We start from the raw sequence: 13,419 nt of genomic DNA on the forward strand, positions 1-13,419 counted from the left end.
GTGGCAACCTCGGAAGAAGTAGGCGCCTACGCCGGACGCTTACGATCAAGGTGCTGTTCAAGCTGCCGCTCAGGCAGACCGCCGGGATGGTCGCAAGCCTGCTGCACCTGGCGGGGCTGGACTGGCCCGTTCCGGACTACTCGACGCTGTGCCGCAGACAGAAGACCCTGAAGGTGCAGATCCCTTATCGCCGTGCAGACGGGCCGGTGAACCTGCTGGTGGACAGCACCGGCATCAAGTTCTTGGGCGATGGGGAATGGCAGGCCCGCAAGCATGGCGTTCAGGGCCGCCGTCAATGGCGCAAGGTGCATCTGGCCATGGACACCGCCACCTCGGACATTCGCGCGGTAGAATTCACCCCCAGCCGGGAGGGCGACAGCCCCGTCCTGCCGGACCTGCTTGGCCAGATCCCGCAGGACGAGGACATCGGCACCGTGACCGCGGACGGCGCCTACGATACCCGCCGTTGCCACAGCGCCATCATCGCACGCGGTGGCACGGCTATCATCCCGATCCGCAAGAACGGTCGCCCGTGGAAGGAGGACTGTCCAGCCGCCCGGGCCCGCAACGAAACCCTGCGCGCCACACGTCACTACGGCCGGGCGTTCTGGAAACGCTGGGCAGGATACCACGCCCGCAGCCGCGCCGAGGCCAAGATGCGCTGCCTCAAGTCCTTCGGCGAGCGCATCGCCGCGAGAGACCCCGACCGCCAGACCGCCGAAATCCACATCCGCGTCGCACTCATCAACCGCTTCAATGCCCTCGGCTCCGCCGAGATCGTCCGCGCGGCCTGAGCTTGAAGGGGAAGGGGGCATTCAAGCCTCAAGCCGCCATTCTGCAACATGTGTAACCGCCCCAAGCGCAAGGGGGCTTTTTGGAGCTGGTGTTGGCGCGGTGTCGGGTGCTGACATGTGTCCGGCCTCTGGTGCGGCCATTGTCATGCCGCGGGCCCGTATGGTGTTCGCGGATCAGGTCCCAAATCAACGCCGCGTGCTCGGAGGCACTCTGTTGCAGGCTGGTTCCTCTGACCCCGTCTCACGACCGTTGCGCCAAACTGCTCCTTGCCCTCTTCCGCTCCGACGCCCTCGCGACCCCGGTGGCTTACGCCGCTGCGACCGGAGACTGGTAGATGCCACCCCGAGCCATCAAGGCCCAGACGATCCGCGCCATCTTGTTGGCCAGCGCCACCCGCACCAGCAGCGGTGGCTTGCGCATCAGCAGGCTGCCCAGCCATGTTCCGGGCTGCGCTTCCTTGTGAACGTTACGTTTGATCACCACGCTGTTGGCGCCAATGATCAGCAGGCGTCGCAGGGATCGTTCGCCCATCTTCGTCGTTGCCCCGAGCCGCTGCTTGCCGCCGGTCGAATGCTGCCGAGGCACAAGACCAAGCCAGGCGGCAAAGTCGCGTGCCTTGCGGAACGTCTCGGGTGGCGGCGCCAGAACAGCGATGGCCGTGGCAATCAGCGGCCCGATGCCCGGCACCGTCATCAGTCGCCGGGCGACGTCATTCTCCTTGGCGCGCCGGGCGATCTCGGCATCGAGCTTCCTGATCTCTGCCTCCAGATGCGTGAGTGCCGCGATCAAAGCCTTCAGCGTGGGGACGGCATCAGCAGGGAGAGCGCCATCCGGATCCTCCACGATCGCGATCAGCCGCGCAGCGTTGGCCGCTCCCTGTGGCACGATCTGACCGAACTCGGTCAGATGGCCGCGCAATGCGTTGATCGCCTGCGTGCGCTGCCGGATCAGCAACTCCCGGACCCGGAAGACCATTGCCGCGCCCTGCGTCTCTTCGCTCTTGACCGGAACAAAGCGCATGGTGGGTCGCATAGCCGCCTCGCAGATGGCCTCGGCGTCCGCCATGTCGTTCTTCTGGCGCTTCACAAACGGCTTCACATAGGCCGGCGGGATCAGCCGCACCTCATGCCCCAGCTTGCCAATTTCCCGGCCCCAGAAGTGAGCGCCGCCACAGGCTTCCATCGCCACGACGCAAGAGGGCAGCTGGCTGAAAAACTCCAGCACCTGCCCTCGCCGTATCTTCTTGCGCAGAACGGCTCGTCCTGCGCCGTCAGTTCCATGCACCTGGAATACATTCTTCGCCAGATCGAGCCCGACCGTGATAATCTCCGACATGACCGCTCCCCTTTGTGGATCGTTGCAGACCCACCTTGGCACATCAGATGCCGTCGGGGGGCGGTCACATCATCAATGCCCATTCGGTTCCAGAACGATGTTCGCTGATCCCTCCGGGCTGTCGAAAAACCGCCAGCCAGCTGCTTGAAGGCAGTGGTTGATCTTGATGCGTGCCGTCGCCTCTTTGGGGGCCAATGAAGTCTCCTCCAACGACTCGCTTAGTCGTAATCTGTCTTAGACCAGCCCAGTCGACCCGCCGGCAAGCTGCAGCACTGCTTTGCGGGCCTAACGGCGCTGGCTCTCCTTGTCGAATCGCTGCTGCCTTCTCCATTAGGCCCTTTAGCGCGACGCTGGGCGCTGGAAGGTGCAACCAGTACTTCGCCCGTTTGACAGCGCGCCCAGGTTCTTCGCCGACATCGAGACGCGCGGCTGCACACCGCTGCACAAGGCGAAGGACGGCAAGACGGCTGGTGACCTGTTCGCCCCTTTCTCACAACGGAGTAGACGAATGCCGCGTTGCGCGGCGTCCATCCCACACGCATGCGAGTGCTGCCCACCCGTCTCGATGCGGCATCTTCGTTTCAGCCCTTGCGGCACACTGACGAGCCGCCAAGCAGCCGCTATAGGGTGGTCTAGAAGGGGGACCGGGCTTTCGCCACTCCCCCTAAGGCCTAGATTTTCTTGAAGAAATCTCGAAAATTTGGTGCCGCAGAAGGGACTCGAACCCCCGACCCCATCATTACGAATGATGTGCTCTACCAGCTGAGCTACTGCGGCGTGCGGCGGAGTTAGCAGCTAACCCCGCCCATGAAAAGGGGTCAGTCGCGTCTGATCGACACCGTTTTTTCGGAAGGCTCCACGTCCGGGCGGACGAAGCTGTCGGCGGGGCCGTCGACGGGGCGGATCTCGACCACGACGGGCTCGCGGGCCGGCGGGACCTGCGCTTCGGCTGCCGGCGGCGTCGGGCCGTTCGTCGCGGCGCGCGGCCCCGGGTGGATCGGCTCGGGGGCGGGCGGGGCGACGAGTTCCGGATCGGTCACGGTGACCGAGGGTTCGTAGTCGCTTTCCCGCGGGACCATGCCGGGCGCCACATGCGCGATCGGGGCGGGGGGCGTGACCGGCGCAGCCTCGCGTTCCTCGCGCTGCTGGCGCGGGCGCGGGCGCGGGTCGGGTTCGTCGCCGATCATGCCGGGCAGGTCGTCAGCCGCTTCGTCCCGCTGCACCGGCTCTGCCGGCGGCGCGTCCGCCTGCGGGTCGCGGCCCACCAGCAGCGGCAGCATCGTGACGGCGTTCCCGGCCGATGCCATCCGCAGGTCGGCGGGCGGTTCGCGCCAGGTCAGCGTGTCGAAGCCGCCGCAGCTGTCGCAGACCGGGGACCAGTCGGCCATGACGTTGTGGCACTTGTCGCAGACCCATTGCGGCCCCCGGCTGGCGGTCAGCGCGCGTGCCAGCCACGCGCGCACGACGCTGTCGTCCGCGCCTTCGCCACGCTCGATCGCGGCCATGATCGACAGCGACCGCACGGTCGGGCGCGTCTGGGCAAGGTCGCCCAAGGCGCGGCGCGCGCCGGGGAAATCCTCGGCCGCGAGCATCAGTTCGGCCTGCAGCAGCCGCGATTCCTCGTGCGTAGGCGCTTGCCTGATCAGTTCCTCGAACCGGCGCAGGCGCTGCGCGGGGGATTCGTCCGGCACGATCTCGGCATAGGCCGCGGCGAGCGAGGGGTGGGGCTGGACCGACCAGGTCTTCTGCAGCACCCGCGTCGCGTTGCGGGTGTCGCGCCGGGCGATGTAGCTGCGCGCCGCCAGCACCGCCGCCGGCACGAGGTCCGGCGAGGCGCGGTTGGCGCTGATCGCCGCCTCGCGCGCGCTGATCGAGTTGCCGTGCGCCAGCACCTCGCGCGCCTCCTGCAGCGCCAGCACGGCGTCGCGGCGCATGTGGACGTCCTGCGGCAGCGCCCCCTGCCTGCGCTTGTCCTTCAGGACCGCGCGCGCGCCCTTCCAGTCATGCTCGCGCGTCTGCAGCGACAGAAGGGTGTCCTGCACCTCGGTATGCGCCGGGCGCAGCGCATAGGCCTTTTGCGCCAGCAGCAGCGCGGTGTGGGTGTCCCCCAGCGCAAGCCGCTGCTGCATCAGCCCCCGCACTGCGACGAAGCGGGTGCGGTTGTCGGCCAGCATGGTGCGATAGGCGTCCTCGGCCGCGCGGGCGTCGCCCGCGACCTCGGCCGCCTGCGCCGCCAGCAGGTTCGTGACATGCGGCTGGTGCAGGTACTTCGCGGCGCGGCGCGCCTGGTCCTGCGCCAGCTTCCCCTCGCCCGAGGCGACCGCGAGCATCCCCTCGGCCAGCGCGTGGTAGCCCTTGCGTTCCCGCCTGCGCGCAAAATAGAGGTCGATCGCGGTCTCGTCCCCGGCGATGAAGCGGATGAAGGCCAGCCCGAGGCGCAGCAGCTGGACGATCAGCCAGCCCGCGACGACGACCAGCAGGCCGAGCGCCAGCACCTGCAGCGGCTCGAGCGTGTATTCCACGCCGTCGAACACCACGCGCAGCACCCGGTCCGTCTCGGCCAGGCGCATCGCGCCCAGTGCTGCGGCCAGCACGACGCTGAAGAAGAACAGGACCTTCAGAAGCGAAAGCAGCATGTCAAAAGATCCTCAGTTCGAAGGCTGCGCCGATGCGGCGGGGCTGGACCCGGCAGACGCGGCGGGCGCGGCTGTCGTCACCGGAACGGTGGTCGTGGTCAAGCCCGCCACCGCGCCGCTCGCATCGACCCAGGCGCGGGCGCGGGCGGTCCAGTCGGCCATCGCCGCCTGTCCGCGCTCGGGCAGCTCTGCGATCTCGGCCAGCGCGGCGGCGATGTCGCCGCGGGCGACGGCGGCGTCGGCGCGCGACAGGACCGCGTCGGGATCGCTGCCTTCGCGCGGGACCACCGACCGTGCCCCGGTCTGCGCGCGCAGGAAGTTGCCGAGCGCGCTGCCGCCCGTCGTGCCGGCCGCGAGCGATGCGGCCAGCGCCGCTCGCGCCGCATCCGGGAAGTCGGCCTGAAGCTGGCCAAGCGGCACGACGTCGGCGGTCAGCGCCTGCGGCACGTCGACGCCGGCCTCCTGCAGCTGCGCCACCGCCGCGCCGCGGTCGACGGGCTCTGCGCCGTTGAGGGCCGACGACAGGCTTGCCGCGGCGGCCGCGGTCTGCGCGCGCCGCGCCGCGTCGGCGGCGGCATCCTGCAGCCTGGCGGCCTCGTCCCGGACCCGCGCGAGTTCCGCCGTCGCGGTGTCGGTCGCCTCGCGCAGCTGCGCCTGCGTCTCGGCGACGCTGTCGGCCACCTGCTGCAGCCGCGCGGCCGCGTCGGCGTCGAGCGTCGGTCGGGCGGCGAGTTCGTCCAGCGCGGCCTGCTGGCTGTCGAGCCGCGCGGCAAGGTCCGCCGGAACGGCGGCGCGCAGGGTATCGACCGCCTGGCGCAGCGTGGCGATCTGCTGCGCCTGCGCGGACAGCGTCGCGTTCAGGTTCGCGGGCGTGTCCGAGGCGGGCGACTCGGCGATGATCCGGCGCGCGGCGTCGGCGCCGGCGGCGGCGGCGGCCTGCGACAGGGATTGCATCGCGTCCTGCCCGATCCCGGGTGCGGGAAGCTCGGCGAGCGCCGCGCGCACCGCCGGATCGGCCGCGGCGGTCGCCGCCTCGGCGGCGCGGGCGGCGATGCTTTCGGCCTGCGCGGCGAGTTCGCCCTGCGCGGCCGCGATCGCCGCCGCGGCGGCGTCGGTGCGCATGTTCGCGAGCGCGGCGTCCAGCGTGGCCTGCGTCTCGGCCCGCAGGCCGGCGCTGATCGCCGCCGTGTCGACGGCCGGCGCGGGCGGGACCGGTTGCCATGCCTCCGGCATCCGTGGCACGGCCCACCACGCCGCCCCCGCGCCGAGCGCCGCCGCGATCATCCCGCCGAGGACAAGCCCGCCGAACCCGCCCGACCGGCGCGCGCGGGGCGACGGGTCGGACGGGGCCGGAGCAGACGCGACCGCCGGGATCGCGGACGGCTGCGGCTCGGCGGTGCTGTCGGTGCGCCAGTCGTCGTTGCCGTCATGGGCATGGACCCGGTCGGACCGGGCCGCGGGCGCGGTGTCGTCGCCGAAGGCGGCCGCGATTTCCGCATCGGTCAGCCTGCCGTTCGCGAACCCTTCGTCGCCCGCGCGTGCCGGGCCTGTGGCGTCGTCGCGCCGATCGTCGGTCCGGTCGCCGGTCGGGGCGCCGAGATCGTCGCGCGGCCCGGCCGCGGGCAGCCCGCCCGCGCCCGCACCCACAAGCGTCGAGCCGATCGGCTGGACCGGGGCGGCGTCCGCTGGCTCGATCCCCGCCGGCTCCGCGTCGCGGACGTGCAGGACCGGCGGCTCGGCCGGGACGGGACGATCGTCCGCGGACACCGCCACGTCCTGCCCGGGGCGGGATTCGGCGCCCGCATCCTCGTCGAAGGCCGGGCGTTTTTCGTCGCGGCGGGTGGCGTCGTCGTCAGGGGTCATCTCGATCGTCCCAGGCATCCAAGGGTGGCAGAGCGGCATGAGCGCCGGTCCGGCAGGGCAGGTTCGCTGCAATGCCGGGCATGCGCCGCGTCCATGCGCGTCGGCTCAAGCCTATGCCGGGCGGGACGGCGGCTCAACCCACGCCGGCGCGGAAGTTTCAGCCCGCGAGCGACCGGATCGCCGCGATGACGCCGGGCTCGTCCGGCGTTTCGGCCACCGCGAGCATGGCGGGCGGCGGCGTCCAGGCGTCGGCGGCGGCGGCGCTGATCGCGGCGACGCGCAGGGGGGCGCGCGCGCCCTGCATGGCAGCGGCGGCGAGCCGGGCCGAGCGGGGCGAGAACGCGGGCACGATCACCGGCGCGGGCGCGTCCAGCAGCGCGCGGGCGGCGTCGGGCAACGGCAGCGCCTGCTGGTCGTAGACGACGACGCCCGGCACCGGCAGGACGGCGGCGACGTGGGTGCCGCGCGGGTGCAGCCAGCCGTCGAGGCCCGTCAGGAGGGGCAGCAGCCCCGCCGCATCGCCGGGCCCCACGGTGACGCGGAATCCCGCCGCGCGTGCGGCGTCAGCCGTGGCCGGTCCCACGCACATGGCGGGCCGGTCCAGCCCGGGGCCCGCCATCGCCACGGCATGCGCCGAGGTGAAGACGAGGCCGGGCGCCCGCGCCAGGGCCGCCGCGTCATGGGCCACCGGCACGATCCGCATCAGCGGCGCCACCTGCACGGACAGGCCGTGCCCGCGCAGCCGCCCTGCCAGCCGGTCCGCCGCGGGTTGCGGGCGGGTGACGAGCACGGCGGCGCGATGGGACAGAGGGGGCTGGGACGGAGGGGGCTGGGATGGGGGCATGGTGCAGGGACACCGGCGGTGATAACCGTGCCTTGCCTAGGCCCCTTCACACGACGGCACAAGATGACGCTGACCTTTCTGGGCATCGAGAGCAGTTGCGACGACAGCGCCGCCGCCGTGGTCCGTGCGGGCGGCGGTAATGGTAGCGCCGGCGGCGCGCCGGTGATCCTGTCCTCGGTCGTCGCGGGCCAGTCGGCGCTGCACGCCGATTTCGGCGGCGTGGTGCCGGAAATCGCGGCCCGCGCCCATGCCGAGCGACTCGACCTCTGCGTCGAACAGGCGCTTGCCGGGGCGGGCATCGCGCTTTCGGACCTCGACGGGGTGGCGGTGACGGCCGGGCCGGGGCTGATCGGCGGCGTCATGGCGGGGGTGATGCTGGCCAAGGGGATCGCGGCCGGGACCGGGCTGCCGCTGGTGGGCGTGAACCACCTCGCCGGCCACGCGCTGACGCCGCGGCTGACCGACGCCGTCCCGTTCCCCTATCTCATGCTGCTCGTGTCGGGCGGGCACTGCCAGTTCCTGCGCGTGGACGGGCCCGAGGATTTCACCCGCCTCGGCGGCACCATCGACGACGCGCCGGGCGAGGCGTTCGACAAGGTCGCGAAGATCCTCGGCCTCGGCCAGCCCGGCGGCCCGGCGGTCGAGGTCGAGGCGGCGCAGGGCAATCCGTCCCGCGTCCCGCTGCCGCGTCCGCTGCTGGACCGGCCCGGCTTCGACATGAGCTTTTCGGGGCTGAAGACCGCCGTGCTGCGCGCCCGGGACGCGGCGGTGGCGGCGCACGGCGGCCTGCGCCGGGCCGACCGCGCCGACATCTGCGCGGCCTTCCAGCAGGCGGTTGCCGAGGTGCTGTCCGAAAAGACCCGGCGCGCGCTCGCCGACCATCCGGTGCCGACGCTCGCCGTCGCCGGCGGGGTGGCGGCGAACGCCACGATCCGGGCGGGGCTCGATGCGGTGGCGCGGGAAGCGGGGGTCGCCTTCGTCGCCCCGCCGCTCGCGCTTTGCACCGACAACGGCGCGATGATCGCCTGGGCGGGGATCGAGCGGTTCCGCCTCGGCCACCGCGACGGCATGGACCTGGCCGCCCGCCCGCGCTGGCCGCTGGACAGCCGCGCGGCGCCGATGCTGGGCGCGGGCAAGCGCGGGGCGAAGGCATGAGTGCGATAGGCATCCTTGGCGCGGGCGCGTTCGGCACCGCGCTTGCGGTCGCGCTGTCGGCGAACGGGCCCGTCACGCTGTGGGGCCGCGACGTGGCGTTCGGGCGCGAGAACCCGCGCCTGCCCGGCGTCACGCTGCCCGAGGCAGTCCGGCCGACCGGCGAACTGGACCGCGCGCTCGCCCCGATCGTCCTTCTCGCGATACCGGCACAGGCGCTGTCCACGTTCCTTCGGGACCACGCCGCCGCGCTGGACGGCCGCGCCATCGTCAGCTGCGCCAAGGGCATCGACCTGGCGACGGGCCGGTCGCCCGCGCGGCTGATCGCGGAAGTCTGCCCTGCCGCGACCCCCGCCGTCCTGACCGGCCCCAGCTTCGCCGCCGACATCGCCCGCGGCCTTCCCACCGCCCTGACGCTTGCCTGCGCCGACCCGGCCGCGGGCCACCGGATGCAGCACGCCCTGTCCACCGCCGCGCTGCGGCTCTACCGGACCGAGGACGTGACGGGGGCCGAGCTTGGCGGCGCGCTGAAGAACGTGATCGCCATCGCCGCGGGCGCCGCCATCGGCGCGGGCTTCGGCGACAGCGCCCGCGCCGCGATCGTGACGCGCGGCTTTGCCGAGATGACGCGGCTCGCCGTCGCGATGGGGGCGCAGGCCGACACGCTTTCGGGCCTGTCCGGTCTCGGCGACCTGATCCTGACCACCACGTCGGACCAGTCGCGCAACTTCCGCTTCGGCCTGTCGCTGGGCCGGGGCGAGCCGTTCGCCGCCGGGGTCACCGTGGAAGGCGCGGCCACCGCCCGCGCCGTGGCCGCGCTTGCGGCAGGGAAGGGGATCGAGATGCCGATCTCCGCCCAGGTCGCGGCGCTTGCCGAAGGGCGGCGCGGCGTGGAAGAAGCCGTTGAAGCCCTGCTCGCCCGCCCCCTGAAGGAGGAATGATGCCCCTGTTCGCCGTGATCTGCCGGGACCATCCCGGCGCGCTCCAGACCCGCATGGACACCCGCCCCGCCCATGTCGAATGGCTGAAGGCGGGCCCGGTGCAGCTGGCCGGGCCGCTGATCGAGGACGGCGAGATGCGCGGCTCGCTGCTGGTGATCGAAGCGGACAGCCTCGGGTCCGCGACCGCCTGGGCCGCGGGCGATCCCTACAAGGCGGCGGGGCTGTTCGCCTCGGTCGAGGTGATCGAATGGAAGAAGTTCATCGGATGAGGCGCTGGCTCTTCAAGTCGGAACCCGACGTGTTCGGCTGGGACGACCTCGTCGCCAAGGGCGACAAGGGCGAGGAATGGAACGGCGTGCGTTCCTTTCAGGCCCGCAACATCATGCGCGAGATGAAGGTCGGCGACCGCGGCTTCTTCTACCATTCCAACATCGGCAAGGAAGTCGTGGGCATCGTCGAGGTGATCGCCGAGGCGCACCCGGATTCGACCGCGGACGATCCGAAATGGGAATGCGTGGACGTGAAGGCGGCCGGGCCGCTGCCCGCGCCGGTGACGCTGGCGCGGATCAAGGACGATCCGCGGCTGGCCGGGATGGTGCTGGTCCGGAACTCGCGCCTGTCGGTGCAGCCGGTGACGGACGAGGAGTGGGAGATCGTGCTGGAACTCGCGCGGGAGGCGGCGGAGGGCTGAGGCGCGCGCCACCGTGACGCAGCCCGCGCGGGTTGTCCTTGCCCGGCCCGGGCACTAGATGGCCCGCAGGACAGGAGAAGACATGGCGCAGGCCCCGAGCCTCAGACCGACCACCGCCGCCCGCCCGGCCCCCCGCGCCGCAGCGCCTGCGGGGTCGGTCGGCCCCGCCGTCCGGGTCGGGGCGGACCGGCCGGCGACGAAGCGGGTCGGCGCGCTGTCGGCGCTGTGGCCGTTCCTCAGGCCCTACCGCGTGCTGATGGCTGCCGCACTGGTGGCGCTGGTCGTCACCGCCTCGATCAGCCTGATCCTGCCGGTCGCCGTGCGCCGGATCGTGGACGGCTTCGACCAGGGCGCGCAGCTTCTCGACAAGTATTTCCTCGCCGCGATCGGGATCACCACGCTGCTCGCGGTCGGCACCGCGCTGCGCTACGCGCTGGTGACGCGGCTGGGCGAGCGGGTCGTGGCCGACATCCGCAAGGCCGTGTTCGACCGCGTGATCGGCCTGTCGCCCGGCTTCTTCGAGAAGGTGATGACCGGCGAGATCATCAGCCGCATCACCACCGACACCACGCTGATCCTGTCGGTGATCGGGTCGTCCGTGTCGCTGGCGCTGCGGCAGGTGCTGGTTGCCGTCGGCGGGCTGGTGATGCTGCTGCTGACCTCGGCCAAGCTGACGGGCCTTCTGCTGCTGCTGGTCCCGGTCGTCGTCGCGCCGATCTTCCTGCTGGGCCGCCGCCTGCGGGTGCTCGCGCGCGAGAACCAGGACTGGATCGCCAGCTCGTCCGGCACCGCGTCCGAAAGCCTGCTGGCCGCGCAGACCGTGCAGGCCTTCACCCACGAGACGCTGACGAGGGCCGAGTTCGCCGACGTGACCGAACGGTCGTTCGTGTCGGCCCGCAAGCGCATCGACACCCGCGCGGTCATGACGGCGGTCGTCATCTTCCTGATCTTCGCGGGCGTGACCGGGGTCCTGTGGATCGGCGCGCGCGACGTGCGGGGCGGGCTGATGACGGTGGGCGAGCTGGTGCAGTTCGTCATCTACTCGATCATGGTCGCGGGCTCGGTCGGCGCGCTGTCCGAGGTCTGGGGCGAGCTGCAGCGCGCCGCCGGCGCGACCGAGCGGCTGGGCGAGCTGCTCGCGACCGAGGACCCGATCCGCGACCCCGTTGACCCCGTGGCGCTGCCGCAGCCGGTCGCGGGCCGGATCGAGTTCAAGGGCGTGTCCTTCCGCTATCCCGCGCGCCCGGACGCCGCCGCGCTCGACGACATCGACCTGGCGATCGAACCGGGCGAGACGGTGGCGCTGGTCGGCCCGTCGGGCGCGGGCAAGACGACCGTGATCCAGCTCGTCCAGCGGTTCCGCGACCCCGACGCGGGCGCGATCGCCATCGACGGCGTGGACCTGCGCCACATGGCGCGGGCCGATTTCCGCCGCGCCATCGCACTGGTCCCGCAGGACCCCGTGATCTTCGGCACCACCGCGCGCGAGAACATCCGCTTCGGCCGCCCCGACGCCACCGACGACGAGATCGTGGCGGCAGCAAAGGCCGCCCGCGCCGACGATTTCCTGCGGGCGCTGCCCGACGGCTACGACAGCCAGGTGGGCGAGCGCGGGGTGATGCTGTCGGGCGGGCAGAAGCAGCGCATCGCCATCGCCCGCGCGATCCTCCGGGATGCGCCGATCCTGCTGCTGGACGAGGCGACGAGCGCGCTCGATTCCGAATCCGAGCATCTGGTGCAGGAAGCGGTGGAGCGGCTGGCGCGCGGGCGCACCACCATCGTGATCGCGCACCGCCTGTCGACGGTGAAGAACGCCGACCGCATCGTCGTGATGGACCACGGCCGGATCGTGCAGCAGGGCACCCACGACGAGCTGATGGCGCAGGGCGGGCTTTACGCGCGGCTCGCGCGGCTGCAGTTCTCGCACGGGATCGCGGCCTGACGCGTGGCATGACGCGCTTCTGAATACGCGCACCCCCTTGCCCCCCGCGGCCGCATTTGGCACGGGGTCGATCATGTCAGCACCCGTATCCGTCACAGACCTCTACGATGCCGGCGTCCGCGACGGGCGCATCAAGGACGACGCCGCGCAGCGCCGCGTCCTGCCCGCGCTCGACGCGATCGTGAGGGGGCTCGCGCAGGCACCCGCGCCGCAGCCCCAGGGGGGTGGCTGGCTCGGCCGCATCTTCGGCGGGCAGACCGTCGCGCCCGCGCCGCAGGGGCCGCGCGGGCTTTATCTCTGGGGCGGGGTCGGGCGCGGCAAGTCGATGCTGATGGACCTGACGGTCGCCGCCGCCCCCATCGCCGCCAAGCGCCGGGTCCACTTCCACGAGTTCATGCAGGAAGTGCAGGCGGGGCTGGCAGAGGCGCGCAAGACCGGCGCGCAGGACGTGGTGCGCCCGGTGGCCGAACGCATCGCGGCGCGGACGCGGCTTTTCTGCTTCGACGAGATGCAGATCACGGACATCGCCGACGCGATGATCGTGGGGCGGCTGTTCCAGCTTCTGTTCGACGCCGGCGTCACCGTGGTCACGACCTCGAACCGGGTGCCCGAGGATCTCTACAAGGACGGGCTGAACCGGCAGCTGTTCCTGCCCTTCATCGCGCTGATCCGGCAGCGGCTGGACGTGGTCAAGCTCGACAGCGACCGCGACTTCCGCCAGGGCCGCGTGGGCGGCGAGCAGGTGTGGTTCGCGCCGCTGGATGCGTTGGCGGCGCGCGGGATGGACGCGGCGTGGGACGACCTGACCGACTGCGCCGCCCCCGCGCCGCTGCGGCTGGCCGTGAACGGGCGCGCGGTCGAACTGCCGCAGTCCTGCGGGCGGGTGGCGCGGGCCGGGTTCGACGATCTCTGCGGCAAGCCGCTGGGGCCGGCCGACTACCTCGCCCTGGCCGAGGCGGTGGACGTGCTGATGATCGACGGGGTGCCCCGGCTCGGGCCGCAGAACTTCGACAAGGCGAAGCGTTTCGTCACGCTGGTCGATGCGCTCTACGAGGCGAAGGTGCGCCTGTTCGCCAGCGCCGCAGAGGAGCCGGAGCGGCTCTATCCCACCGGCACAGGCAGCTTCGAGTTCGAGCGCACGGCGAGCCGCCTGCGCGAGATGCGCGCGGCGACATGGGGCCGGGCCGAGGCCGAAGCGGACGCCGCGACCGGGGCCTGAG

The 13,419-nt window shown here is 72.0% G+C and carries 11 protein-coding genes and 1 tRNA gene; 7 read left to right on the plus strand and 5 right to left on the minus strand.

Going from position 1 to position 13,419, the window contains the following annotated elements; genetic code table 11:
* On the plus strand, nt 1-794 hold a 794-nt coding region (locus ELI80_RS04885; protein WP_136650006.1), incomplete at its 5' end, for an IS5 family transposase.
* A gap of 307 nt (nt 795-1,101) precedes the next feature.
* Here the strand turns inward: ELI80_RS04885 and ELI80_RS04890 are convergent.
* The 5 genes from ELI80_RS04890 to ELI80_RS04910 all read right to left on the minus strand — a co-directional run bounded on the left by ELI80_RS04890 (nt 1,102) and on the right by ELI80_RS04910 (nt 7,419).
* Complete coding sequence (locus ELI80_RS04890) at nt 1,102-2,130, minus strand: IS110 family RNA-guided transposase (RefSeq protein WP_136650007.1); 1,029 nt, start codon at nt 2,128-2,130, stop codon at nt 1,102-1,104.
* 701 nt (nt 2,131-2,831) lie between these two features.
* Nucleotides 2,832-2,907: transfer RNA gene (locus tag ELI80_RS04895), tRNA-Thr, on the minus strand.
* A 41-nt stretch (nt 2,908-2,948) separates the two neighbouring features.
* Nucleotides 2,949-4,766: a heme biosynthesis protein HemY gene (locus tag ELI80_RS04900; RefSeq protein ID WP_136650008.1), complete on the minus strand. Its 1,818-nt coding sequence runs from the start codon at nt 4,764-4,766 to the stop codon at nt 2,949-2,951.
* 12 nt (nt 4,767-4,778) lie between these two features.
* Entirely contained in the window at nt 4,779-6,629 is a 1,851-nt protein-coding gene (locus ELI80_RS04905) for a hypothetical protein (RefSeq protein ID WP_136650009.1), read from the minus strand.
* A gap of 157 nt (nt 6,630-6,786) precedes the next feature.
* Nucleotides 6,787-7,419, minus strand: coding sequence for a uroporphyrinogen-III synthase (locus tag ELI80_RS04910; protein ID WP_236641334.1), 633 nt, complete (start codon nt 7,417-7,419; stop codon nt 6,787-6,789).
* 117 nt (nt 7,420-7,536) lie between these two features.
* On the opposite strand from ELI80_RS04910, the gene tsaD reads away from it, so the two are divergent.
* The 6 genes from tsaD to zapE all read left to right on the plus strand — a co-directional run bounded on the left by tsaD (nt 7,537) and on the right by zapE (nt 13,418).
* Nucleotides 7,537-8,628 (plus strand): tRNA (adenosine(37)-N6)-threonylcarbamoyltransferase complex transferase subunit TsaD, encoded by a 1,092-nt coding sequence (tsaD, locus tag ELI80_RS04915; protein ID WP_136650011.1) that lies wholly within the window; start codon nt 7,537-7,539, stop codon nt 8,626-8,628.
* Nucleotides 8,625-9,566 carry an NAD(P)H-dependent glycerol-3-phosphate dehydrogenase gene (locus tag ELI80_RS04920; RefSeq protein WP_136650012.1) on the plus strand — a complete coding sequence of 314 codons (942 nt, stop codon included), beginning with the start codon at nt 8,625-8,627 and terminating at the stop codon, nt 9,564-9,566. Before tsaD ends, ELI80_RS04920 begins: the two co-directional genes overlap by 4 nt.
* Nucleotides 9,563-9,835, plus strand: a complete 273-nt coding sequence (locus tag ELI80_RS04925) for a YciI family protein (RefSeq protein WP_136650013.1) — start codon at nt 9,563-9,565, stop codon at nt 9,833-9,835. The genes ELI80_RS04920 and ELI80_RS04925 overlap by 4 nt, the downstream gene beginning before the upstream one ends.
* Nucleotides 9,832-10,257, plus strand: coding sequence for an EVE domain-containing protein (locus tag ELI80_RS04930; RefSeq protein ID WP_136650014.1), 426 nt, complete (start codon nt 9,832-9,834; stop codon nt 10,255-10,257). The genes ELI80_RS04925 and ELI80_RS04930 overlap by 4 nt, the downstream gene beginning before the upstream one ends.
* An 82-nt stretch (nt 10,258-10,339) precedes the next feature.
* A complete protein-coding gene (locus ELI80_RS04935; protein WP_136650015.1) occupies nt 10,340-12,199 on the plus strand; it encodes an ABC transporter transmembrane domain-containing protein in 1,860 nt (619 codons plus the stop codon).
* Nucleotides 12,200-12,272: 73 nt separating this feature from the next.
* Entirely contained in the window at nt 12,273-13,418 is a 1,146-nt protein-coding gene (zapE, locus tag ELI80_RS04940; protein WP_136650016.1) for a cell division protein ZapE, read from the plus strand.
* Nucleotide 13,419 lies beyond the last annotated feature (1 nt).

Source organism: Paracoccus aeridis, from assembly GCF_004923205.2.
GTDB lineage: Bacteria > Pseudomonadota > Alphaproteobacteria > Rhodobacterales > Rhodobacteraceae > Paracoccus > Paracoccus aeridis.